Below are 25,217 nucleotides of genomic sequence, written 5' to 3'. Positions count from 1 at the left end.
GACGCAAGAGGATCCCCGGGAGCTTCGATCGAAGACCGGCCCGCACTCAAAGGCACGCTTCTCCGTTCGTCCCTCGGCCACACGGGCCGTGCCGGACAAAAGACGCATTCAGACGAAAGTAAACGGAGATATCGCTAGTGGAGAACGAGACCCACTACGCCGAGGCCGTCATTGACAACGGCTCCTTCGGCACCCGCACCATCCGCTTCGAGACGGGCCGACTCGCCCGCCAGGCCGCCGGCTCCGCCGTCGCCTACCTCGACGACGACACCATGGTGCTCTCGGCCACCTCGGCCTCGAAGAACCCCAAGGACAACCTCGACTTCTTCCCCCTCACGGTGGACGTCGAGGAGCGGCAGTACGCGGCCGGCAAGATCCCCGGCAGCTTCTTCCGCCGCGAGGGCCGGCCCTCCGAGGACGCCATCCTCACCTGTCGCCTCATCGACCGCCCGCTGCGCCCGTCCTTCAAGAAGGGCCTGCGCAACGAGATCCAGGTCGTCGCCACGATCATGGCGCTCAACCCCGACCACCTGTACGACGTCGTGGCGATCAACGCCGCGTCCGCGTCCACGCAGCTGGCCGGCCTGCCCTTCTCCGGTCCGGTCGGCGGCGTCCGCGTCGCGCTGATCAACGGCCAGTGGGTCGCGTTCCCGACGCACACCGAGCTCGAGGACGCCGTCTTCGACATGGTCGTCGCCGGTCGCGTCCTCGAGGACGGCGACGTCGCGATCATGATGGTCGAGGCCGAGGCCACCGAGAAGACCATCCAGCTGGTCAAGGGCGGCGCCGAGGCGCCGACCGAGGAGGTCGTCGCGGCCGGTCTCGACGCCGCGAAGCCCTTCATCAAGGTCCTCTGCAAGGCCCAGTCGGACCTCGCCGCGAAGGCCGCCAAGCCGACCGCCGAGTTCCCGATCTTCCTGGACTACCAGGACGACGTGCTCGAGGCCCTGACCTCCGCGGTCAAGACCGAGCTCTCCGCCGCCCTCACCATCGCGGGCAAGCAGGAGCGCGAGGCCGAGCTGGACCGCGTCAAGGGTCTGGCCGCCGAGAAGCTCCTCCCGGAGTTCGAGGGCCGCGAGAAGGAGATCTCCGCCGCGTACCGCTCGCTGACCAAGTCCCTGGTCCGTGAGCGCGTCATCAAGGAGAAGAAGCGCATCGACGGCCGCGGTGTCACCGACATCCGCACCCTGGCCGCCGAGGTCGAGGCCATCCCGCGCGTGCACGGCTCGGCCCTGTTCGAGCGTGGCGAGACCCAGATCCTGGGCGTCACCACGCTGAACATGCTGCGCATGGAGCAGCAGCTGGACACCCTTTCGCCGGTGACCCGCAAGCGCTACATGCACAACTACAACTTCCCGCCGTACTCCGTCGGTGAGACGGGCCGCGTGGGCTCCCCGAAGCGCCGCGAGATCGGCCACGGCGCGCTCGCCGAGCGCGCGATCGTGCCGGTCCTGCCGACGCGCGAGGAGTTCCCCTACGCGATCCGCCAGGTCTCCGAGGCGCTGGGCTCCAACGGCTCGACGTCGATGGGCTCCGTCTGCGCCTCCACCATGTCGCTGCTGAACGCCGGTGTGCCGCTGAAGGCCCCCGTCGCCGGTATCGCCATGGGCCTGATCTCGCAGGAGATCAAGGGCGAGACGTACTACGTCGCCCTGACCGACATCCTCGGTGCCGAGGACGCCTTCGGCGACATGGACTTCAAGGTCGCCGGCACCAAGGAGTTCGTGACCGCGCTCCAGCTGGACACGAAGCTCGACGGCATCCCGGCCTCCGTCCTGGCCGCCGCCCTCAAGCAGGCCCGTGACGCCCGCCTCCACATCCTCGACGTGATGATGGAAGCGATCGACGTCCCGGACGAGATGTCCCCGAACGCCCCGCGGATCATCACGGTCAAGATCCCCGTGGACAAGATCGGTGAGGTCATCGGCCCGAAGGGCAAGATGATCAACCAGATCCAGGAGGACACCGGCGCCGACATCACGATCGAGGACGACGGCACCATCTACATCGGTGCCGCTCAGGGCTCGCAGGCCGAGGCCGCCCGCGCCACGATCAACGGCATCGCCAACCCGACCATGCCGGAGGTCGGCGAGCGCTACCTGGGCACCGTCGTGAAGACGACGACCTTCGGCGCGTTCGTCTCGCTCATGCCGGGCAAGGACGGTCTGCTGCACATCTCGCAGATCCGCAAGCTCGCCGGCGGCAAGCGCGTGGAGAACGTCGAGGACGTCGTCGGCGTGGGCCAGAAGGTCCAGGTCGAGATCGCCGAGATCGACTCCCGCGGCAAGCTTTCTCTGATCCCCGTCATCGAGGGCGAAGAGGGCGACGAGGCGAAGGACGACACCGACAAGTGACGTCCCGTAGCACCCAGGCGACGGCCCGCACCTCTTCGGAGGGGCGGGCCGTCGCCCGTACCCAAACCCTCATCAAGGGCACCAGCGGCATCGGCACGGTCCGCAAGACGACGCTGCCGAACGGCCTGCGCATCGTCACCGAGACCCTGCCGTCCGTCCGCTCGGCCACCTTCGGCATCTGGGCGCACGTGGGCTCCCGCGACGAGACGCCGACGCTGAACGGTGCGACGCACTACCTGGAGCACCTGCTCTTCAAGGGCACCAAGAAGCGCAGCGCACTCGACATCTCGGCCGCGATAGACGCGGTCGGCGGCGAGATGAACGCCTTCACCGCGAAGGAGTTCACGTGCTACTACGCGCGCGTGCTCGACACCGACCTGCCGCTCGCCATCGATGTCGTCTGCGACATGCTGACCGGCTCGCTCATCGAGGAGGAGGACGTCGACGCGGAGCGCGGCGTGATCCTCGAAGAGATCGCGATGACCGAGGACGACGCGGGCGACGTCGTGCACGACCTGTTCGCGCACACGATGCTCGGCGACACCCCGCTCGGCCGCCCGGTCCTCGGCTCGATCGACACGGTCAACGCGCTCAGCCGCGGCCAGATCACCCGCTTCTACAAGAAGCACTACGACCCGACGCACTTGGTCGTGGCCGCGGCGGGCAACGTCGACCACAACAAGGTCGTACGCCAGGTCCGTGCCGCCTTCGACAAGGCGGGTGCCCCGCAGGGCCTCGCCGCGCCGGTCGCCCCGCGCGCCGGCCGCAAGACCCTGCGCGCCGCCGGACGCATGGAACTCCTCGGCCGCAAGACCGAGCAGGCCCACGTCATCCTCGGCATGCCGGGCCTCTCCCGCACCGACGACCGCCGCTGGGCCATGGGCGTGCTCAACACGGCGCTCGGCGGTGGCATGTCGTCCCGCCTGTTCCAGGAGGTCCGGGAGAAGCGCGGGCTGGCGTACAGCGTGTACTCGTACACGTCGGGCTTCGCCGACTGCGGCCTCTTCGGCGTCTACGCGGGCTGCCGGCCCAGCCAGGTGCACGACGTGCTGAAGATCTGCCGCGACGAGCTGGACCACGTCGCGCAGCACGGGATCAGTGACGACGAGATCGGCCGTGCCATCGGCCAGCTCCGCGGTTCCACGGTCCTCGGCCTGGAGGACACCGGTGCGCTCATGCACCGCATCGGCAAGAGCGAGCTGTGCTGGGGCGAGCAGATGTCGGTCGACGCGATGCTGGAGCGCATCTCGGCGGTGACCCCGGACGAGGTGCGCGCGGTCGCACGCGACATCCTGGGACAGCGCCCGTCCCTGTCGGTCATCGGCCCGCTCAAGGACAAGCAGGCGGCGCGCCTGCACGAAGCGGTCGCGTAACCGCCCTCACGTAAGGATCACGGAGAATATGAGCAAGCTGCGCGTGGCGGTCATCGGAGCCAAGGGCCGCATCGGCTCCGAGGCCGTACGGGCCGTCGAGGCGGCCGAGGACATGGAGCTGGTCGCGGCCCTCGGCCGTGGCGACAAGCTGGACGTCCTCGTCGAGTCCGGCGCCCAGGTCGCGGTCGAACTGACCACGCCCGACTCGGTGATGGAGAACCTGGAGTTCTGCGTACGCCACGGAATCCACGCCGTCGTCGGCACCACGGGCTGGACCGACGAGCGCCTCGCGCAGCTGAACCAGTGGCTGGCGGACTCCCCGGAGACGGGCGTGCTCATCGCCCCGAACTTCTCCATCGGCGCGGTCCTGACCATGAAGTTCGCGGAGGCGGCGGCGCCGTACTTCGAGTCCGTCGAGGTCATCGAGCTGCACCACCCGAAGAAGGTCGACGCCCCGTCCGGCACGGCCGCCCGCACCGCCCAGCTGATCGCCGCGGCGCGGGAGAAGGCCGGCAGCGCCCCCGCGCCCGACGCCACGGCCACAGCGCTCGACGGAGCGCGCGGCGCGGACGTCGACGGCGTCCCGGTCCACTCGGTCCGCCTGCGCGGCCTCCTGGCGCACCAGGAGGTCCTCCTGGGCGCCGAGGGCGAGACGCTGACGGTCCGCCACGACTCGCTGCACCACAGCAGCTTCATGCCGGGCATCCTGCTCGGCGCCCGCAAGGTCGTATCGACCCCCGGCCTCACCTTCGGCCTGGAACACTTCCTCGATCTGAACGGCTGACCTGCTGCGATGCGCGCGAAAATCACCTACGCCGTCACGGCCCTCGTCCTGGTCTTCTACTTCGTCCTGGCCGGCGACCGCGGCATCATGCTCATCCAGCAGGGCACGCTGCTGACGATCGCCTTCGGTGTCGCGGTGCTGATCCTGCCGGTGATCGGCGTGTGGTTCCTGTGGGCGAACACCCGGTTCGTCACCAAGGCCAACCGCCTCGGTGAACTCCTGGAGGCGGAGGGCGGGTTGCCCGTCGACGAGCTCCGCCGCGACCAGTACGGCCGCATCGACCGTGACTCGGCCGACGAGGTCTTCGCCAGGCGGAAGGCCGAGACGGAGGACGAACCGGGGGACTGGCGCTGCTGGTTCCGGCTCGCCGTCGCCTACCGGGACGCACGGGACACACCGCGCGCGCGGAAGGCGATGCAGCGCGCGATCGCCCTCCATGAGGGCCGCTCCGTAGGAGTCTGACGTGTACGCGCGCGTGCGTCAGCGTCGCGCGCGGTACTCCTCGGACCAGACCTCGATGGTGTCGGCGGCCCGGTCGAACGCCGTGCTCCGCCCGAGGAAGTCCGCGTTGTGACTGGTGAGCAGCGTCGTCTGCTCCCCCTGCTGATCCCGCTGTACGAGGATCAGCGCCTGCCCCTGCACGGTGCGGGGCAGCCCGAGCCAGCGCACGGGCTGCTGCACCGTACGAGCGGTGGCGACCCGGTCCCACGGCGCCGTGCGGGTGACGAAGAATCCGACGTGCCGCAGCCCGCGCGCGCTCACCCAGGTGCCCATGCGGAGCAGCCGCAGCGCCGCCGCGATGATCAGCACCGCGAGAACTCCGCAGATCGTCGCGGCGGACGTGTCACCCGCGACGGCGATGATCACCGAGGCGAACAGCACGTACGACGCCAGGAGCAGCAACAGCGCGGCCGCGCCCACCCGGTAGGGGCCGGGCCGGTACGGGCGGCGCCATTGGTCGCGGTCGTCGAAGGGCAGCGGGATGTCCGCGGCCTCGTCCAAAGCACGGTCGGCCGTCAGGAAGGGCAGGGGCACGACTGGTCCTCACTCGGTCCACGCGGTATGGGGGCTGTGCCCGGTGAGGCTATCCGGGGTCGCACCGGCCTTCCACCCCAGGGGGGCCGGAGGTGGACAGGGCCGCCCGGCGACCGTCAGCGACTGTCGGACGCCTCCGACTGCTGTACGTGCTGCGTGGTCTGATCGATCGACAGGGCCGGCATCCCGATCAACAGGGCGCCGACGATGCCGGCCACGACAGTGAGGCCGACGAGCGCGCGTCCGGCGCGCTGCCCGGCGGAGGGACGCTCGCGCGGGGGCGGTTCGACGTTGCTACGGAACTTGTCGGCTTCGGCTATGAAGGCGAACGGTACGGGCTCGCGCCGACGGAACATGGGGCTGCTTCTCCTCGAGAGACTCAAGATGCTCGAACAAAGTGTGTTCATCTACACAGACGAGCGATCGCTTCAAAGGGTGCCCTGTTTCACCAAATTCACCAAACTTCGCTCCTCTTCGCCGGAGATCGTCGTGAGAAGCGAGCGAATGACCGGTTGTCAGTGGCGGCCCGTAGAGTGGGCGCCGCCCTTGCGAAGTGATGGGAAGGACCCCGGCAGCATGACCGAAACCCCAGCTGAAGACCTCAAGCCGACGTTCCGCGGCGATGTCACCGTCGAGCTGGTGAAGCACACCGCGAGCGACACGGACGTGCTGTTCGCGGCCCGCGTCTCGACGCTCGGCGAGCAGTCGATCGACGAGCTGTCGAAGGACCCCGAGCGCTCCAAGGGCCTGATCAACTACCTGATGCGGGACCGGCACGGCAGCCCCTTCGAGCACAACTCGATGACGTTCCTGATCAGCGCCCCGATCTTCGTCTTCCGCGAGTTCATGCGACACCGCGTGGGCTGGTCGTACAACGAAGAGTCGGGCCGCTACAGGGAGCTCCAGCCGACGTTCTACGTCCCGGACGCCGAGCGCAAGCTGGTCCAGGAGGGCCGCCCGGGCAAGTACCAGTTCGTGGAGGGCACGCAGGCGCAGCAGGAGCTGACGGGCCGCGTGATGGAGGACTCGTACCGCCAGGCGTACGAGGCGTACCAGGAGATGCTGGCCGCGGGCGTCGCCCGCGAGGTGGCCCGCGCGGTGCTCCCGGTAGGCCTGTTCTCTTCGATGTACGCGACGTGCAACGCGCGCTCGCTGATGCACTTCCTCGGCCTGCGCACGCAGCACGAGCTCGCCAAGGTGCCGTCCTTCCCGCAGCGGGAGATCGAGATGGTCGGCGAGAAGATGGAGGCGGAGTGGGCAGCGCTCATGCCGCTCACCTACGCGGCGTTCAATGCCAACGGGCGTGTGGCGCCGTAGTCCGGGCATCGGCACAGATGTACGGGCACCCGACCGAAGTGTCCGTATTGCGGCTTTTCGGAAAGTTCATCTAGCCTGATCAAACGGACCCGGCACTGCTTGAACCCCCGAGCAGGCAGTGCCGGGCTCCACCTTTGTCAGGCTTGTCGGCGACTCGTCCCGACTTGTCGCATCCCCCGAGGGGGGACCCGGTACTGAGCAGCGAGTAGCGTGTTACCCATGGCTCCGACCTCCACTCCGCAGACCCCCTTCGGGAGGGTCCTCACCGCCATGGTCACGCCCTTCGCGGCGGACGGCGCACTCGACCTCGACGGCGCGCAGCGGCTCGCCGCCCACCTGGTGGACGCAGGCAATGACGGCCTGGTCGTCAACGGCACCACCGGCGAGTCCCCGACCACCAGCGACGCGGAGAAATCGGATCTCGTACGGGCCGTCGTCGAGGCGGTCGGTGACCGCGCCCACGTCGTCGCAGGCGTCGGCACCAACGACACCCGCCACAGCATCGAGCTCGCCCGCCAGGCCCAGCAGGCCGGCGCGCACGGCCTGCTCACGGTGACGCCGTACTACAACAAGCCCCCGCAAGAGGGCCTGCTCCGCCACTTCACGGCGATCGCCGACGCGACCGAACTCCCCGTGATGCTCTACGACATCCCGGGCCGCAGCGGCGTTCCGATCAACACCGACACGATCGTCCGTCTCGCCGAGCACCCGCGCATCGTGGCCAACAAGGACGCCAAGGGCGACCTCGGCCGCGCCTCCTGGGCCCTCGCCCGCTCGGGCCTCGCCTGGTACTCCGGCGACGACATGCTCAACCTGCCGCTGCTGTCGGTCGGCGCGTGCGGCTTCGTCTCGGTCGTCGGCCACGTCGTCGCGCCCGAGCTGCGCGCCATGCTCGACGCCTTCACGACCGGCGACGTGCACAAGGCGACGGAGATCCACCAGAAGCTGCTCCCGGTCTTCACCGGCATGTTCCGCACGCAGGGTGTCATCACGACGAAGGCGGCCCTCGGCCTCCAGGGCGTCCCCGCGGGACCACTGCGGCTGCCGCTCGTGGAACTCACCCCGGAAGAAACGGCCCAGCTCAAGATCGATCTTGCCGCCGGCGGGGTACAACTCTGATCACAGACTTGGCAAAGCTTCACAACTGAATGAACAGAATCACCAACTGAACAGCAAGACCCCAGGAACCACCACAACTGCTATTGCACGAACGTCATGCGCGCCACGTGCCTACAGGTACGTGGCGCGCGTGGTTGAGGAGAGTCTTTTGAGTCATCCGCATCCTGAACTCGGCGCCCCGCCGAAGCTTCCGAAGGGCGGCCTGCGGGTCACCCCGCTCGGCGGCCTCGGTGAGATCGGGCGCAACATGACCGTCTTCGAGTACGAAGGCCGTCTGCTGATCGTCGACTGCGGAGTGCTCTTCCCCGAGGAGGAGCAGCCCGGAATCGACCTGATCCTGCCGGACTTCACGTCCATCAGGGACCGCCTCGACGACATCGAGGGCATCGTCCTGACGCACGGCCACGAGGACCACATCGGCGCCGTCCCGTATCTCCTCCGCGAGAAGCCGGACATCCCGCTGATCGGCTCCAAGCTGACCCTCGCTCTCATCGAGGCGAAGCTCCAGGAGCACCGCATCCGCCCTTACACGCTCGAGGTCTCCGAGGGCGAGCGCGAGCGGCTCGGCCCGTTCGACTGCGAGTTCATCGCGGTCAACCACTCCATCCCGGACGCGCTGGCCGTCGCCATCCGCACCCCGGCCGGCATGGCGGTCCACACCGGCGACTTCAAGATGGACCAGCTCCCGCTGGACCGTCGCCTGACCGACCTCCCGACCTTCGCCAGGCTCGGCGAGGAGGGCATCGACCTCCTCCTCACCGACTCGACGAACGCCGAGGTCCCGGGCTTCGTCCCGCCTGAGCGCGACATCTCGAACGTGATCCGCGGCGTCTTCGCGAGCGCCCAGAAGCGCATCATCGTGGCCTCGTTCGCCAGCCACGTGCACCGCATCCAGCAGATCCTGGACGCCGCGCACGAGTACGGCCGCCGGGTCGCCTTCGTCGGCCGCTCGATGGTCCGCAACATGGGCATCGCCCGGGACCTCGGCTACCTGAAGGTCCCCGCGGGCCTGGTGGTGGACGTCAAGACGCTCGACGACCTGCCCGACAGCGAGGTCGTCCTGGTCTGCACGGGCTCCCAGGGCGAGCCGATGGCGGCCCTGTCCCGCATGGCCAACCGCGACCACCAGATCCGGATCGTCTCCGGTGACACGGTGATCCTGGCGTCGTCGCTGATCCCCGGCAACGAGAACGCGGTCTACCGCGTGATCAACGGCCTGACCCGCTGGGGCGCGAACGTGGTCCACAAGGGCAACGCCAAGGTGCACGTCTCGGGCCACGCGTCCGCGGGCGAGCTCCTGTACTTCTACAACATCTGCAAGCCCAAGAACCTGATGCCGGTCCACGGCGAATGGCGCCACCTGCGCGCCAACGCCGAGCTCGGCGCCCTCACCGGCGTCCCGCACGACCGCATCGTCATCGCCGAGGACGGCGTCGTCGTCGACCTCGTCGACGGCAAGGCGAAGATCTCCGGCAAGGTCCAGGCCGGCTACGTCTACGTGGACGGCCTCTCCGTCGGCGACATCGGCGAGCCCGCGCTCAAGGACCGCAAGATCCTCGGGGACGAGGGCATCATCTCGGTCTTCGTGGTCGTGGACTCCAGCACCGGCAAGATCACCAGCGGCCCGAACATCCAGGCCCGTGGTTCCGGTATCGAGGATTCGGCGTTCCACGCTGTCCTCCCGAGGATCCAGGACGTACTGGAGAAGTCGGCTCAGGACGGCGTCGTCGAGCCCCACCAGCTGCAGCAGCTCATCCGCCGCACGCTGGGCAAGTGGGTCTCGGACACGTACCGCCGACGCCCGATGATCCTCCCGGTCGTCGTCGAGGTCTGAGGCACGTAAGGAGCGGGGCGCCTCGATTTGCATCGGGGCGCCCCGCTCCAGTACGTTTACGGCTCCGCTCAAGGGGAACCCGGCGCACCAACGTGCTCGGACAAGTCCCCGACAGGGGCGGGAAATTCCGACTCAGAATCTCTGATAAAGTCGGCACCGCCGAAAGGCAAAGGCCCTCCAACGGCCACCGGAAATGAAATCCGAACCGGAAACGGAACGGAAAACGGATCTGGTAAGGTTGGAAACACGAAATACCGAAGGGAAGCGCCCGGAGGAAAGCCCGAGAGGGTGAGTACAAAGGAAGCGTCCGTTCCTTGAGAACTCAACAGCGTGCCAAAAATCAACGCCAGATATGTTGATACCCCGTCTCCAGCATCTGCTGGGGCGAGGTTCCTTTGAAAAGTCCTGCAGGCCACTGGCCGGCAGGCACACAGCGAGGACGCTGTGAACGGTCGGATTATTCCTCCGACTGTTCCGCTCTCGTGTGTGTCACCCCGATGACGGGGAAACATTCACGGAGAGTTTGATCCTGGCTCAGGACGAACGCTGGCGGCGTGCTTAACACATGCAAGTCGAACGATGAAGCCCTTCGGGGTGGATTAGTGGCGAACGGGTGAGTAACACGTGGGCAATCTGCCCTTCACTCTGGGACAAGCCTTGGAAACGAGGTCTAATACCGGATAACACTCCCATTCTCCTGGATGGGGGTTAAAAGCTCCGGCGGTGAAGGATGAGCCCGCGGCCTATCAGCTTGTTGGTGAGGTAATGGCTCACCAAGGCGACGACGGGTAGCCGGCCTGAGAGGGCGACCGGCCACACTGGGACTGAGACACGGCCCAGACTCCTACGGGAGGCAGCAGTGGGGAATATTGCACAATGGGCGAAAGCCTGATGCAGCGACGCCGCGTGAGGGATGACGGCCTTCGGGTTGTAAACCTCTTTCAGCAGGGAAGAAGCGAAAGTGACGGTACCTGCAGAAGAAGCGCCGGCTAACTACGTGCCAGCAGCCGCGGTAATACGTAGGGCGCAAGCGTTGTCCGGAATTATTGGGCGTAAAGAGCTCGTAGGCGGCTTGTCACGTCGATTGTGAAAGCTCGGGGCTTAACCCCGAGTCTGCAGTCGATACGGGCTAGCTAGAGTGTGGTAGGGGAGATCGGAATTCCTGGTGTAGCGGTGAAATGCGCAGATATCAGGAGGAACACCGGTGGCGAAGGCGGATCTCTGGGCCATTACTGACGCTGAGGAGCGAAAGCGTGGGGAGCGAACAGGATTAGATACCCTGGTAGTCCACGCCGTAAACGGTGGGCACTAGGTGTGGGCAACATTCCACGTTGTCCGCGCCGCAGCTAACGCATTAAGTGCCCCGCCTGGGGAGTACGGCCGCAAGGCTAAAACTCAAAGGAATTGACGGGGGCCCGCACAAGCAGCGGAGCATGTGGCTTAATTCGACGCAACGCGAAGAACCTTACCAAGGCTTGACATACACCGGAAACGTCCAGAGATGGGCGCCCCCTTGTGGTCGGTGTACAGGTGGTGCATGGCTGTCGTCAGCTCGTGTCGTGAGATGTTGGGTTAAGTCCCGCAACGAGCGCAACCCTTGTTCTGTGTTGCCAGCATGCCCTTCGGGGTGATGGGGACTCACAGGAGACCGCCGGGGTCAACTCGGAGGAAGGTGGGGACGACGTCAAGTCATCATGCCCCTTATGTCTTGGGCTGCACACGTGCTACAATGGCCGATACAATGAGCTGCGATACCGCAAGGTGGAGCGAATCTCAAAAAGTCGGTCTCAGTTCGGATTGGGGTCTGCAACTCGACCCCATGAAGTTGGAGTTGCTAGTAATCGCAGATCAGCATTGCTGCGGTGAATACGTTCCCGGGCCTTGTACACACCGCCCGTCACGTCACGAAAGTCGGTAACACCCGAAGCCGGTGGCCCAACCCCTTGTGGGAGGGAGCTGTCGAAGGTGGGACTGGCGATTGGGACGAAGTCGTAACAAGGTAGCCGTACCGGAAGGTGCGGCTGGATCACCTCCTTTCTAAGGAGCACTTCTTACCGAGTCCTTCGGGACACGGTCAGAGGCCACTACGTCGGCAAACGTTCGACGGTGGTTGCTCATGGGTGGAACGTTGATTATTCGGCACGATCAGGATGAGGACTGTTAGTACTGCTTCGGCGTGGAACACAGAGCTTCAACTGAACGTGTCGGGCACGCTGTTGGGTATCTGAAGGTACGGCCGTGATGGTCGCCTTCAGTGCCGGCCCCAGTGCACTCGAACCGAAGGGTTCGGGGTGATGGGTGGTTGGTCGTTGTTTGAGAACTGCACAGTGGACGCGAGCATCTGTGGCCAAGTTTTTAAGGGCGCACGGTGGATGCCTTGGCACCAGGAACCGATGAAGGACGTGGGAGGCCACGATAGTCCCCGGGGAGTCGTCAACCAGGCTTTGATCCGGGGGTTTCCGAATGGGGAAACCCGGCAGTCGTCATGGGCTGTCACCCGCTGCTGAATATATAGGCAGTGTGGAGGGAACGCGGGGAAGTGAAACATCTCAGTACCCGCAGGAAGAGAAAACAACCGTGATTCCGGGAGTAGTGGCGAGCGAAACTGGATGAGGCTAAACCGTATACGTGTGAGACCCGGCAGGGGTTGCGTGTACGGGGTTGTGGGATCTCTCTTTTACGGTCTGCCGGCCGTAAGACGAGTAAGAAACCGTTGATGTAGGCGAAGGACATGCGAAAGGTCCGGCGTAGAGGGTAAGACCCCCGTAGTCGAAACATTAGCGGCTCGTTTGAGAGACACCCAAGTAGCACGGGGCCCGAGAAATCCTGTGTGAATCTGGCGGGACCACCCGTTAAGCCTAAATATTCCCTGGTGACCGATAGCGGATAGTACCGTGAGGGAATGGTGAAAAGTACCGCGGGAGCGGAGTGAAATAGTACCTGAAACCGTGTGCCTACAAGCCGTGGGAGCGTCGCTGTATGTGCTTGCACATACAGTCGTGACTGCGTGCCTTTTGAAGAATGAGCCTGCGAGTTTGCGGTGTGTTGCGAGGTTAACCCGTGTGGGGAAGCCGTAGCGAAAGCGAGTCCGAATAGGGCGACATAGTAGCGCGCTCAAGACCCGAAGCGGAGTGATCTAGCCATGGGCAGGTTGAAGCGGAGGTAAGACTTCGTGGAGGACCGAACCCACCAGGGTTGAAAACCTGGGGGATGACCTGTGGTTAGGGGTGAAAGGCCAATCAAACTCCGTGATAGCTGGTTCTCCCCGAAATGCATTTAGGTGCAGCGTCGTGTGTTTCTTGCCGGAGGTAGAGCACTGGATAGGCGATGGGCCCTACCGGGTTACTGACCTTAGCCAAACTCCGAATGCCGGTAAGTGAGAGCACGGCAGTGAGACTGTGGGGGATAAGCTCCATGGTCGAGAGGGAAACAGCCCAGAGCATCGACTAAGGCCCCTAAGCGTACGCTAAGTGGGAAAGGATGTGGAGTCGCAGAGACAACCAGGAGGTTGGCTTAGAAGCAGCCACCCTTGAAAGAGTGCGTAATAGCTCACTGGTCAAGTGATTCCGCGCCGACAATGTAGCGGGGCTCAAGCGTACCGCCGAAGTCGTGTCATTCATACAACAGGGCCAACGCCCGTATGGATGGGTAGGGGAGCGTCGTGTGCCGGGTGAAGCAGCCGCGGAAGCGAGTTGTGGACGGTTCGCGAGTGAGAATGCAGGCATGAGTAGCGATACACACGTGAGAAACGTGTGCGCCGATTGACTAAGGGTTCCTGGGTCAAGCTGATCTGCCCAGGGTAAGTCGGGACCTAAGGCGAGGCCGACAGGCGTAGTCGATGGATAACCGGTTGATATTCCGGTACCCGCTGTGACGCGAAAGACATCGAATCCAGTGATGCTAAGGCCGTGAAGCCGTTCCGGACCCTTCGGGGAATGGAAAGTGGTGGAGCCGCCGGCCCAAGCTGGTAGTAGGTGAGCGATGGGGTGACGCAGGAAGGTAGTCCAGCCCGGGCGATGGTAGTCCCGGGGTAAGGGTGTAGGCCGTGCGGTAGGTAAATCCGTCGCACACAAGGCTGAGACCTGATGCCGAGCCGATTGTGGTGAAGTGGATGATCCTATGCTGTCGAGAAAAGCCTCTAGCGAGTTTCATGGCGGCCCGTACCCTAAACCGACTCAGGTGGTCAGGTAGAGAATACCGAGGCGTTCGGGTGAACTATGGTTAAGGAACTCGGCAAAATGCCCCCGTAACTTCGGGAGAAGGGGGGCCATTCCTGGTGATTGGACTTGCTCCATGAGCTGGGGGTGGCCGCAGAGACCAGCGAGAAGCGACTGTTTACTAAAAACACAGGTCCGTGCGAAGCCGTAAGGCGATGTATACGGACTGACGCCTGCCCGGTGCTGGAACGTTAAGGGGACCGGTTAGTCACATTTCGGTGTGGCGAAGCTGAGAACTTAAGCGCCAGTAAACGGCGGTGGTAACTATAACCATCCTAAGGTAGCGAAATTCCTTGTCGGGTAAGTTCCGACCTGCACGAATGGCGTAACGACTTCTCGACTGTCTCAACCATAGGCCCGGTGAAATTGCACTACGAGTAAAGATGCTCGTTTCGCGCAGAAGGACGGAAAGACCCCGGGACCTTTACTACAGTTTGATATTGGTGTTCGGTTCGGCTTGTGTAGGATAGGTGGGAGACTTTGAAGCGGCCACGCCAGTGGTTGTGGAGTCGTCGTTGAAATACCACTCTGGTCGTGCTGGATGTCTAACCTGGGTCCGTGATCCGGATCAGGGACAGTGTCTGATGGGTAGTTTAACTGGGGCGGTTGCCTCCCAAAGAGTAACGGAGGCGCCCAAAGGTTCCCTCAGCCTGGTTGGTAATCAGGTGTTGAGTGTAAGTGCACAAGGGAGCTTGACTGTGAGACCGACGGGTCGAGCAGGGACGAAAGTCGGGACTAGTGATCCGGCGGTGGCTTGTGGAAGCGCCGTCGCTCAACGGATAAAAGGTACCCCGGGGATAACAGGCTGATCTTCCCCAAGAGTCCATATCGACGGGATGGTTTGGCACCTCGATGTCGGCTCGTCGCATCCTGGGGCTGGAGTCGGTCCCAAGGGTTGGGCTGTTCGCCCATTAAAGCGGTACGCGAGCTGGGTTTAGAACGTCGTGAGACAGTTCGGTCCCTATCCTCTGTGCGCGTAGGAATATTGAGAAGGGCTGTCCCTAGTACGAGAGGACCGGGACGGACGAACCTCTGGTGTGCCAGTTGTCCTGCCAAGGGCATGGCTGGTTGGCTACGTTCGGAAAGGATAACCGCTGAAAGCATCTAAGCGGGAAGCCTGCTTCGAGATGAGTATTCCCACCCCCTTTGAGGGGTTAAGGCTCCCAGTAGACGACTGGGTTGATAGGCCGGATCTGGAAGCACCGTAAGGTGTGGAGGTGACCGGTACTAATAGGCCGAGGGCTTGTCCTCAGTTGCTCGCGTCCACTGTGTTGGTTCTGAAACCATGAACAACCGTCGAAGCCGATTGGCTACGGCTCCGGTTGACAGTTTCATAGTGTTTCGGTGGTCATAGCGTGAGGGAAACGCCCGGTTACATTCCGAACCCGGAAGCTAAGCCTCACAGCGCCGATGGTACTGCAGGGGGGACCCTGTGGGAGAGTAGGACGCCGCCGAACTAATTTTATAAAAGAGCTGGTCCCCGAATCTTTTGGTTCGGGGACCAGCTCTTTTTTGTTGCGCTTCACCCGTCGTTCACGTCGCCTGGGCACGATCCGAGGCATGGGCACAGTTGAAATGCTGCGAGCCGCAGGTGTCGGTACCGGGGATGAAGTCATCGTGCCGGCCTTCGGGAACACCGAGGTGGCCGAGGACGTCGTGCGGGCGGGGGCCGTGCCGGTCTTCGCCGACATTCACCCGGAGACGTACTGCATCGATCCTTCCCACGTGGCCGCAGGGGTGAGTGCACGCACCGCCGCGGTCGTCGCCGTGCACCGCTTTGGGCACCGGGCGGATCTCGCCCGGCTGCGGGAGCTGGGCCGGCGGCACGGTCTGCTCGTGCTGGAGGAGCCGGGCGAGTCCGAGAAGTCGTACGACGAGGTGGCTCAACGCCGCGTGCACGCCGCCTATTTGAGCGCGCGGCTGACTGGCGTACGGACACCTGTCGGGCAGGAAGGGCACACGTATCAGCAGTACGTGGTGCGGGTGCCGGGTAATGGGCGGCCGGATCGGGACGCTTTCGCCCGGGTGTTGCGCGGGAAGGGTGTCGAGTGCCGGGTGCCGGTGAAGACGCCGGTGCACCGGCTGCCGGGTTTCCGGTTCGACATCACGCTGCCGGAAACCGAGCTGGCCGCCGACGAGACGCTCGCTCTGCCGGTCGAAGCCACCATGTCGCGGCGGCAGTTGCAGCGGGTCGTGCAGGCCTGCAACGCATTGGGTGGGTTGCTGCAGCCGGCCTTCTAGAAACGCCCTGGTGGGTGGTTCGGAGAGGTCTCAACATCAGGTAAGCTTTATGTCGTTGCCGAGCGGGAAACCGCGAAAGCGGCAGGCCCCTATAGCTCAGTCGGTAGAGCGTCTCCATGGTAAGGAGAAGGTCAGCGGTTCGATTCCGCTTGGGGGCTCGTTTGATTAAGGCCTCCGCCCAATGGGCGGAGGCCTTTTTCGTTTCGCCCGCCCCCGGGGGCCTCAGTCGTGGTGCAGGCCCGGTACGCGCATCGCGAGGATCGCCATGTCGTCCGACGGGGCGTCCGCGGCGAAGCGCTCCACCGCGCGCATGATGCGGGCGGCAACTGCCCCTGCCGTGAGGCCCGTACAGGTGGAGAGGACGTCGGCCAGGCCGTCGTCGCCGAGCATGCGGCTGCCCTCGCGGCGCTCCGTGATGCCGTCCGTGACGCAGAGCAGGACGTCGCCCGGGTCGAGCGTCAGCGTCTGCTCGTACAGCTCCAGGTCGTCCATCACGCCGAGCAGCGGCTGGGGCTCCGCGTACGGAGCGACGGTGCCGTCCTGGCGCAGGCGCAGCGGGAGGGGGTGACCCGCACAGACCATCTTCAGGATCGCCGAGCCGTCCTCCTGCGGCCACAACTCCCCGTAGAGCAGGGTCAGGAAGCGGCTGCGGGCGCCCTCGTCGAGGATCGCCGCGTTCAGGCGCTCCAGGACCGCGGGGCCGCCGAAGCCCTCGCGGGCGAGCAGGCGCAGCGCGTGGCGGGCCAGGCCGGTGACGGCCGCCGCCTCCGGGCCCGTGCCGCAGACGTCGCCGATGGCGAAGCCGTACGCGCCGTCCCGGATGGGGAACAGGTCGTAGAAGTCGCCGCCCACCTCGTTGCCCTCGCCGGCCGCGCGGTAGATGACCTCCACCTCGACGCCGGGGACGTCGGGGAGCTCCGGGGGCAGGAGGCTGCGCTGGAGGGACTGGCTGATCGCCATGCGCTCCGAGTACAGGCGCGCGTTGTCGAGGGCCAGGGCGGCCCTGCGGCTCAAGTCCTCGGCCAGCTCCAGGATTTCCTGGCGGAAGTGTTCGTCCGTCGGCTTGCCGAGGGTCAGCATGCCGATGACGCGGTTGCGGGCCACCAGGGGGAGTACGACGGTCTCGCCGCCGACCGCGGAGGCCGTCTGGAGCGTCGTGCCGATGCCGGAGCTGACACTGGCCGGTTCGCCGAGTCCCAGGCTCCTCATGGACGTACGCAGAGCCGCCTGATGGGCCGCTTCGGCGGGGGCCGCCCAGACGCGGGCGCCCGGGGTCGGGACCGGGTCCGGTGGGGCGATCTTCGAGAGGAGGGCCTTCAGGCCGTCGATGCGCTCCTCGTCCTCGTGCAGCACATAGGAGAGGTACGGCTCCGAGGCCTGGTCGGCGATCGTGTAGACCGCGCACCACGTGGCGAGGGTCGGGACCGTCATCTGGGCCATGAGCGCCAGGGTTTGGTCCCTGTCGAGCGTGCCCGCCAGGAGGTCGGAGGCCTCGACGAGGAAGCTGAGCGAGCCGCGGCGGAGCTTTTCGAGTTCGCCGAGGCGGGCCGACTCGACGGCCAGCGCGATGCGGTCGGCGGCGAACTGAAGGCGTAGCGCCTCTTCGTTCGAGTAGCGGTCCGGCGCCTCGGCCGCGACGCCCAGGGAGCCCGTGAGGCGGCCCTCTACCTTGAGGGGGACCGTGACGACCGAGCGCATGCCCGTGCCGTTCAAGAGCGGGACCGCGCCGGGGACTTGGGTCAGGTCCTCGTGGACGGCGGGCATCCGGGCCGAGCCGTAGCGGTTGGGGCCGACTTCGACGGGCACGCGCGCGAAACGCTGCCGTGCGGAGGGCAGGCCGGTGGAGGCGCGGACCTCCAGCTCCGTCTCGTCGTCCGTGGCGAGCAGCAGGAACGCGGAGTCGCCGTCGAGCATGTCGCGGGCGCGCTCGACGGTGCGCTGGAGCAGCCCGTCGAGGTCGTCGGGGGCCGGCGAGCCGATGAAGACCTCGAACGGGTCGGAGCCCTGGCTGTCGGAGTGCGTCGCGGGGTCGGGCGAGGGGAGGCGCAGCGGGGTCTGGAGGATGGCCCGCTCGTGATCGCGTACCAGGAGGCACACGGTCGACGGGTCGCCGTCGGTATCGCGGACGCGCAGGTGGGAGGCGTACACGGGCGTCACGCGGCCGTTGACGGTGCGGATGCCGTAGCTGCCTTCCCAACGTGAGAGTTGCAGCGCGTCGACGATGCCCGTGCTGGTGCCGGGCGTGTGCGGCCATGCCGCGAAGTCCGTGAGGGGCTTGCCGGTGACCTGCTCGGCCGCGTACCCGAAGAGCTCTTCCGCGTCCTCGTTCCACCCGGTGATCGCACCTACCCGGTCGATCTGGACGACGGCCACGCGGACCCGCTCGTCCGCGAGCGGGAGGAGGTCGGTGGGGAGGTTGGGGCCCGCGGCGCGGGTGCCCACCGAGCGCTCGGGCAGGTCGAGTTGGAACCAGACCCGCTTGTGGGTGGCCGAATAGTCGACGCCCCAGCGGCCGGCGAGCGCGGCGCAGAGCTGGAGGCCGCGGCCGCCCTCGCGGTCGGGGCTGCCCATGCTCGTGGCGGACGCCTGCAACGGAATCTCGCGCTCCGGGTAGCGGTCGGAGACCTCGATGCGAACGTGATCCTCACTCCGTAGGCACAGAACCTCCGCGGATGTGCCCGCGTGAACCACGGCATTTGTCACGAGTTCGCTGGTCAGAACGACGGCGTCGTCGATGATGTCGGCATGGCCCCACCCTTGGAGGGTGTCGCGTACGAAGGAGCGGGCGGTCGCGACGGATCGCCCGACCGGTTCGAAAGTGGCAGCCGCGCGCGCGGTGATCACAGAACTCCCTGTACGAGTTGTACTCGTTGTCCGAGTGTCGAGGCCCAGGTCTCCCGTACCCATGTCTCGGCCGCCCCTCCGATGCCCGCTCGTTTTCCGCCACCGCCCAGGCCGGGCAGACCGGGGTGGGTGGACAGCCGCATGCAAGGTTACTTACCTTCGCCGTCCATGCGGATGCCGGTCGCCTGTGTTTCCCGCCCGGAGGGTGTGCGGGCGGTGTGCGAAGCTGCCGAACTGTTATGGCCTGGTTCAGCCATGGTGAAACACTGGGCAAGCTTCCATAGAAGAACGCATTGAAGTGCCGATGCGGCGGTAGAAGCGAATCCGAGAAACCCGAGCTACCCGAGCAGTACAGGTCGACCCCTGCGGGAGGGACACAGTGGAGTCTGGCGCAGCGACGCGGAGCAAGAAGACGCGCGCAGAAGACGGACAGTCCCTGGCAAAACAGCGCAAAACGCGCGGTGGCAGTGGCACGACGACGGTGGATACCGCGGCGCTGAACAGGCTGCTCGCAGGGCTTGTCGCGATGAGAGACGGCAATTTCCGCAAGCGCCTGACCGTCAGCGGCGACGGCGTGATGTCGGAGATCGCGGCCGTCTTCAACGAGGTGGCCGACCGAAATCTGCACCTGACGGGTGAGATGTCGCGCGTGCGCCGCATGGTCGGGCGCGAGGGCAAGCTCACCGAGCGGCTCGAGACGGGCGCCTGTGAGGGCTCCTGGGCCACGGCGATCAATGCGTCCAACGCGCTCGTGGACGACCTCGTACGGCCCGTCTCCGAGGTCGGGAGGGTGCTCTCGGCGGTCGCGGACGGCGATCTGTCGCCCCGTATGGAGCTGCGGGCCCAGGTCCCGGAGGGGAAGCCCGAGGGGCACGGGCATCCGCTGCGCGGCGAGTTCCTGAAGGTCGGCCGGACCGTCAACAATCTGGTCGATCAGCTCTCCACGTTCACCGACGAGGTCACGCGCGTGGCCAGTGAGGTGGGTACCGAGGGCAAGCTCGGTGGACAGGCGCGCGTACGCGGAATGTCCGGTTCGTGGAAGGATCTCACGGATTCGGTCAACACGATGGCGTACCGGCTGACCGCACAGGTACGTGACATTGCTCTCGTCACCACTGCCGTGGCCAAGGGTGACTTGTCCCGGAAGGTCACGGTTCACGTCGCGGGCGAGATGCTCGAGCTCAAGAACACCGTGAACACGATGGTGGACCAGCTGTCGTCGTTCTCCTCCGAGGTCACGCGTGTGGCCCGCGAAGTGGGCACGGAGGGTGAGCTCGGCGGCCAGGCGCAGGTGCCCGGTGTGGCCGGAGTGTGGAAGGACCTCACCGATTCGGTGAACCTCATGGCCGGCAACCTGACCGCGCAGGTGCGTGGCATCGCTCAGGTGACGACGGCCGTGGCCAACGGTGATCTGTCGCAGAAGGTCACGGTGTCGGCGCGCGGCGAGGTCGCCCAGCTGGCCGAGACCATCAACCAGATGACGGAGACCCTGCGTACCTTCGCGGACGAGGTCACGCGTGTGGCGAACGAGGTCGGTGCCGAGGGGCAGCTCGGTGGCCAGGCCAATGTGCCGGGAGCCGCGGGCACGTGGAAGGACCTCACCGATTCGGTGAACACGGTTTTCCGGAACCTCACAACTCAGGTGCGGGACATCGCGACCGTCACGACGGCGGTGGCGAACGGTGATCTGTCGCAGAAGGTCACCGTCGACGTCGCGGGCGAGATGCTCGAGCTGAAGAACACCGTGAACACGATGGTGGACCAGCTCTCCGCCTTCGGTTCCGAAGTCACGCGAGTGGCCCGGGAGATCGGTGTCGAGGGTGAGCTCGGCGGTCAGGCCCTCGTGCCGGGCGCTGCCGGTACGTGGAAGGACCTGACCGACTCCGTCAACACCGCGTTCCGGAACCTCACCGGACAGGTGCGCAACATCGCCCAGGTGACGACGGCGGTGGCGAACGGTGATCTGTCGCAGAAGGTCACCGTCGACGTGTCCGGCGAGATGCTCCAGCTGAAGAACACCGTGAACACGATGGTGGACCAGCTGTCGAGCTTCGCCGACCAGGTGACGCGGATGGCACGTGACGTGGGCACGGAGGGCCGCCTCGGCGGTCAGGCCCGCGTGGACGGCGTGAGCGGCACGTGGAAGGAACTGACCGACTCCGTCAACTTCATGGCCGGGAACCTGACTTCACAGGTACGGCAGATCGCTCAGGTCACGACGGCGGTGGCGCGCGGTGACCTGTCGCAGAAGATCGACGTGGACGCGCGCGGCGAGATCCTGGAGCTGAAGAACACCATCAACACGATGGTCGACCAGCTGTCCGCCTTCGCGGACCAGGTGACCCGGGTGGCCCGCGAGGTGGGCACGGAGGGCCGCCTGGGCGGCCAGGCGCAGGTGCCCGGCGTCGCCGGTGTGTGGCGCGATCTGACGGATTCCGTGAACGGCATGGCCGGCAACCTCACGGCCCAGGTGCGCAACATCGCCCAGGTGGCCACGGCGGTGGCGCGGGGTGACCTGTCGCAGAAGATCGACGTGGACGCGCGCGGCGAGATCCTGGAGCTGAAGAACACGCTCAACACGATGGTGGACCAGCTGTCCGCCTTCGCCGAGCAGGTCACGCGGGTCTCCCGCGAGGTGGGTACGGACGGCATCCTCGGCGGCCAGGCCGAGGTGCAGGGTGTGTCGGGTACGTGGAAGGACCTGACGCAGTCCGTGAACGGCATGGCCAACAACCTGACGCTCCAGGTGCGCAACATCGCCGAGGTCACGACGGCTGTGGCGCGCGGTGACCTGTCCAAGAAGATCACCGTCGACGCCAAGGGCGAGATCCTCGAACTCGTCACCACGGTGAACACGATGGTGGACCAGCTGTCGTCGTTCGCGGAGCAGGTGACCCGGGTGGCCCGTGAGGTGGGCACCGAGGGGCAACTGGGCGGTCAGGCAAGGGTTCCCGGTGTCACGGGCATCTGGAAGGACCTGAGCGACAACGTGAACCTCATGGCCAACAACCTGACCATGCAGGTGCGCAACATCTCCCAGGTCGCCAACGCGGTGGCCAATGGTGACCTGACCCGTCAGGTCACCATCGAGGCGCGCGGCGAGGTCGCGCAGCTCGCCGACACGTTCAACACGATGGTGCGGACCCTGAGTTCGTTCGCCGACCAGGTCACCAAGGTGGCCCGCGAGGTGGGTACGGACGGCATCCTCGGCGGCCAGGCCCGCGTACCCGGAGTCTCCGGTACGTGGAAGGACCTGACCGAGTCCGTGAACGGCATGGCGTCGAACCTGACCGGACAGGTGCGCAACATCGCGATGGTCACGACCGCCATCGCCAAGGGCGACCTGACCAAGAAGATCGACATCGACGCGCGCGGCGAGATCCTCGAGCTGAAGACCACGATCAACACGATGGTCGACCAGCTGTCGTCGTTCGCCGAGCAGGTGACCCGGGTGGCCCGTGAGGTGGGCACCGAGGGCCAGCTGGGCGGCCAGGCGCGGGTGCGCGACGTGGACGGCACGTGGCGCGACCTGACCGAGTCGGTGAACGAGATGGCCGGGAACCTGACCCGTCAGGTGCGCGCCATCGCGGCCGTCGCTACCGCGGTGACCCGCGGCGACCTCAACCTCAAGATCGACGTCGATGCCGCGGGCGAGATCCAGGTCCTCCAGGACAACATCAACAAGATGATCTCGAACCTGCGCGACACAACGATCGCCAACGAGGAGCAGGACTGGCTCAAGGGCAACCTGGCCCGCATCTCGGGTCTGATGCAGGGCCGCCGCGACCTCGACGACGTGGCGGGGCTCATCATGAGCGAGCTGACGCCGGTGGTGTCGGCGCAGCACGGCGCGTTCTTCCTGGCGCTGCCGCTGGACGACAGCGCCGACGCGACGGTCGCGGACGAGGACGCGTACGAGCTGCGCATGTGCGGGAGCTACGGCTACTCCATGGGCTCCATGCCGACGGCCTTCCGGCCCGGCGAGACGCTCATCGGGACGGCCGCGCAGGAGCGGCGCACGATCCTTGTGGACAACGCGCCCAGCGGCTACCTGAAGATCGCCTCCGGGCTCGGGGAGGCGCCTCCGGCGCAGGTCATCGTGATCCCCGTGCTGTTCGAGGACACGGTGCTCGGTGTGATCGAGCTGGCGTCGTTCACGCCGTTCACACAGATCCAGAAGGACTTCCTGAACCAGATCGCCGAGATGATCGCGACGAGCGTCAACACGATCTCCGTCAATACGAAGACGGAGGTCCTGCTGAGGCAGTCGCAGGAGTTGACCGAGCAGCTCCGTGAGCGCTCCGCCGAGCTGGAGAACCGGCAGAAGGCCCTCCAGGCGTCCAACGCCGAGCTGGAGGAGAAGGCCGAACTGCTCGCTCAGCAGAACCGCGACATCGAAGTGAAGAACACCGAGATCGAGGACGCGCGGCAGGTCCTGGAGGAGCGTGCGGAGCAGCTCGCCGTCTCGATGCGCTACAAGAGCGAGTTCCTCGCCAACATGTCGCACGAGCTGCGCACGCCGCTCAACTCGCTGCTCATCCTTGCCAAGTTGCTGGCCGACAACGCCGACGCGAACCTCACTCCGAAGCAGGTCGAGTTCGCCGAGACGATCCACGGAGCGGGCTCCGACCTGCTCCAGCTGATCAACGACATCCTGGACCTGTCGAAGGTCGAGGCGGGCAAGATGGACGTCTCGCCGACGCGCATCGCCCTGGTGCAGCTTGTCGACTACGTAGAGGCCACGTTCCGGCCGCTGACCGCGGAGAAGCAACTCGACTTCTCCGTAAGGGTGTCGCCGGAACTGCCCACTACGTTGCACACCGACGAACAGCGGCTCCTTCAGGTGCTGCGCAACCTGCTCTCCAACGCGGTGAAGTTCACCGACTCCGGTGCCGTCGAGCTCGTCATCAGGCCGGCCGGCGGGGACGTGCCGAACGCGATCCGTGAACAGCTGCTGGAAGCGGGCTCGTTGACCGAGGTCGACGGCGATGTGATCGCCTTCTCGGTGACCGACACCGGCATCGGTATCGCGGCCAGCAAGATGCGCGTCATCTTCGAGGCGTTCAAGCAGGCCGACGGCACGACGAGCCGCAAGTACGGAGGTACGGGCCTCGGCCTGTCCATCAGCCGCGAGATCGCCCGCCTCCTGGGCGGCGAGATCCACGCGCAGAGTGAGCCCGGACGCGGCTCGACCTTCACGCTGTACCTGCCGATGCACCCGAGCGAACTGCCGCCCCAGGGGTACGCGCAGCTCGCGCCGACCATCGAACCGGGGGAGCGGCTCGCCCTCGACGCGGCGCCCGAGCCCGAGCCCGCCGAGGTGGAGACCCCGGCCGAGGTGCGGTCCTACCAGGACACCCAGAACGGGCCGGCGGCGCTGTTCCGGCGCCGTCGCAGGTCGACCCCGACGAACTCGACGCCGCCCGAGCGGACGGCGCTCCAGGGGCCGTTGCAGGGCCAGCCGCTGCCCGCTCAGGAGCGCGCGGACGAGCACTGGGACGGCGGCGGCACAGCGGGCGCGGCGGGCGCGGCCGAGCAGAGCGCGCCCACGCCCCGGCACGGGCTGTTGTTCGGCGGCGAGAAGGTGCTCATCGTCGACGACGACATCCGTAACGTGTTCGCGCTCACCAGCGTCCTGGAGCAGCAGGGCCTCTCGGTCCTGTACGCGGAGAACGGGCGCGAGGGCATCGAAGTCCTCGAACAGCACGACGATGTGACAGTTGTGCTGATGGACATCATGATGCCGGAGATGGACGGCTACGCGACGACGACGGCGATCCGTAGGATGCCGCAGTTCGCCGGGCTGCCGATCATCGCGCTCACCGCGAAGGCGATGAAGGGCGACCGGGAGAAGGCCATCGAGTCGGGCGCTTCCGACTACGTTACGAAGCCGGTCGACCCGGATCATCTGCTCTCTGTGATGGAGCGGTGGATGCATGGTGAGTGACCGGAAACCGGAATGTTCAAGATGAGTTGCTGACTGAGTGTGGTCGAAGTCGTGTAGAGGCGCGGGATTCGGGGAACCTTCTGGTCTCCCACCGCGTTTCTGCTACGTGCACGGTGACATCGCGGTGACAGGGTGTGGCGACAGGCGGGGTG

Annotated in this window: 12 protein-coding genes, 1 tRNA gene and 3 rRNA genes; 13 read left to right on the top strand and 3 right to left on the bottom strand. The window is 65.9% G+C overall.

Features of this window, described 5'->3' with window-relative positions; all coding sequences use genetic code 11:
* Positions 1-137 precede the first annotated feature (137 nt).
* The 4 genes from ACOKM3_RS13315 to ACOKM3_RS13300 are packed head-to-tail and all read left to right on the top strand — an operon-like array spanning position 138 to position 4,973.
* Positions 138-2,354: a polyribonucleotide nucleotidyltransferase gene (locus ACOKM3_RS13315; protein WP_426900161.1), complete on the top strand. Its 2,217-nt coding sequence runs from the start codon at positions 138-140 to the stop codon at positions 2,352-2,354.
* A complete protein-coding gene (locus ACOKM3_RS13310) occupies positions 2,351-3,727 on the top strand; it encodes a M16 family metallopeptidase (protein ID WP_426900159.1) in 1,377 nt (458 codons plus the stop codon). Before ACOKM3_RS13315 ends, ACOKM3_RS13310 begins: the two co-directional genes overlap by 4 nt.
* Positions 3,728-3,755: 28 nt before the next feature.
* The gene (dapB, locus tag ACOKM3_RS13305; RefSeq protein WP_327661220.1) at positions 3,756-4,511 is read left to right on the top strand and encodes a 4-hydroxy-tetrahydrodipicolinate reductase; all 756 of its coding nucleotides are present in this window, start codon (positions 3,756-3,758) and stop codon (positions 4,509-4,511) included.
* Between the two features lie 9 nt (positions 4,512-4,520).
* Positions 4,521-4,973, top strand: a complete 453-nt coding sequence (locus ACOKM3_RS13300) for a hypothetical protein (RefSeq protein WP_426900157.1) — start codon at positions 4,521-4,523, stop codon at positions 4,971-4,973.
* 18 nt (positions 4,974-4,991) lie between these two features.
* Here ACOKM3_RS13300 and ACOKM3_RS13295 read toward each other — a convergent pair whose 3' ends face one another.
* Together ACOKM3_RS13295 and ACOKM3_RS13290 are read right to left on the bottom strand one after the other, a co-directional pair.
* Positions 4,992-5,546 (bottom strand): hypothetical protein, encoded by a 555-nt coding sequence (locus ACOKM3_RS13295; RefSeq protein ID WP_426900155.1) that lies wholly within the window; start codon positions 5,544-5,546, stop codon positions 4,992-4,994.
* 116 nt (positions 5,547-5,662) lie between these two features.
* Complete coding sequence (locus ACOKM3_RS13290) at positions 5,663-5,902, bottom strand: hypothetical protein (protein WP_426900153.1); 240 nt, start codon at positions 5,900-5,902, stop codon at positions 5,663-5,665.
* A gap of 220 nt (positions 5,903-6,122) precedes the next feature.
* On the opposite strand from ACOKM3_RS13290, the gene thyX reads away from it, so the two are divergent.
* From thyX to ACOKM3_RS13250, 8 genes are all read left to right on the top strand, one after another.
* Complete coding sequence (thyX, locus tag ACOKM3_RS13285) at positions 6,123-6,863, top strand: FAD-dependent thymidylate synthase (RefSeq protein WP_399228509.1); 741 nt, start codon at positions 6,123-6,125, stop codon at positions 6,861-6,863.
* 219 nt (positions 6,864-7,082) lie between these two features.
* Complete coding sequence (dapA, locus tag ACOKM3_RS13280) at positions 7,083-7,982, top strand: 4-hydroxy-tetrahydrodipicolinate synthase (protein WP_426900151.1); 900 nt, start codon at positions 7,083-7,085, stop codon at positions 7,980-7,982.
* 148 nt (positions 7,983-8,130) lie between these two features.
* Positions 8,131-9,816: a ribonuclease J gene (locus tag ACOKM3_RS13275; RefSeq protein ID WP_426900149.1), complete on the top strand. Its 1,686-nt coding sequence runs from the start codon at positions 8,131-8,133 to the stop codon at positions 9,814-9,816.
* Positions 9,817-10,327: 511 nt separating this feature from the next.
* Positions 10,328-11,853 (top strand): 16S ribosomal RNA (locus ACOKM3_RS13270).
* Between the two features lie 308 nt (positions 11,854-12,161).
* Positions 12,162-15,284: ribosomal RNA gene (locus tag ACOKM3_RS13265) — 23S ribosomal RNA — on the top strand.
* Between the two features lie 89 nt (positions 15,285-15,373).
* Positions 15,374-15,490: ribosomal RNA gene (gene rrf / locus ACOKM3_RS13260) — 5S ribosomal RNA — on the top strand.
* Together the 16S, 23S and 5S rRNA genes form the textbook arrangement of a ribosomal RNA operon.
* Positions 15,491-15,608: 118 nt before the next feature.
* Positions 15,609-16,274 (top strand): DegT/DnrJ/EryC1/StrS family aminotransferase, encoded by a 666-nt coding sequence (locus ACOKM3_RS13255; protein WP_327675678.1) that lies wholly within the window; start codon positions 15,609-15,611, stop codon positions 16,272-16,274.
* A gap of 85 nt (positions 16,275-16,359) precedes the next feature.
* Positions 16,360-16,432, top strand: a tRNA-Thr gene (locus tag ACOKM3_RS13250).
* 64 nt (positions 16,433-16,496) lie between these two features.
* On the opposite strand, the gene ACOKM3_RS13245 is transcribed toward ACOKM3_RS13250, so the two are convergent.
* The gene (locus ACOKM3_RS13245) at positions 16,497-19,118 is read right to left on the bottom strand and encodes a SpoIIE family protein phosphatase (RefSeq protein WP_426900147.1); all 2,622 of its coding nucleotides are present in this window, start codon (positions 19,116-19,118) and stop codon (positions 16,497-16,499) included.
* Between the two features lie 379 nt (positions 19,119-19,497).
* Between ACOKM3_RS13245 and ACOKM3_RS13240 the strand changes: the two genes are divergently transcribed.
* Positions 19,498-25,065 carry a HAMP domain-containing protein gene (locus tag ACOKM3_RS13240; protein WP_426900145.1) on the top strand — a complete coding sequence of 1,856 codons (5,568 nt, stop codon included), beginning with the start codon at positions 19,498-19,500 and terminating at the stop codon, positions 25,063-25,065.
* Positions 25,066-25,217 lie beyond the last annotated feature (152 nt).

The sequence above is a fragment of the Streptomyces nidicola genome (assembly GCF_050106155.1).
Classification (GTDB): Bacteria; Actinomycetota; Actinomycetes; order Streptomycetales; family Streptomycetaceae; genus Streptomyces.
Note: the sequence above shows the minus strand (reverse complement) of the source record. Positions and strands in the feature narration are given on the sequence as shown.

What these genes read in the sequence shown, in the direction of transcription:
- ACOKM3_RS13300 (WP_426900157.1), top strand. Translation starts at nt 4,521, where the DNA reads ATGCGCGCGAAAATCACCTACGCCGTCACGGCCCTCGTCCTGGTCTTC.
- dapA (WP_426900151.1), top strand. Translation starts at nt 7,083, where the DNA reads ATGGCTCCGACCTCCACTCCGCAGACCCCCTTCGGGAGGGTCCTCACC.
- ACOKM3_RS13290 (WP_426900153.1), bottom strand. Translation starts at nt 5,902, where the DNA reads ATGTTCCGTCGGCGCGAGCCCGTACCGTTCGCCTTCATAGCCGAAGCC.
- thyX (WP_399228509.1), top strand. Translation starts at nt 6,123, where the DNA reads ATGACCGAAACCCCAGCTGAAGACCTCAAGCCGACGTTCCGCGGCGAT.
- dapB (WP_327661220.1), top strand. Translation starts at nt 3,756, where the DNA reads ATGAGCAAGCTGCGCGTGGCGGTCATCGGAGCCAAGGGCCGCATCGGC.
- ACOKM3_RS13255 (WP_327675678.1), top strand. Translation starts at nt 15,609, where the DNA reads ATGCTGCGAGCCGCAGGTGTCGGTACCGGGGATGAAGTCATCGTGCCG.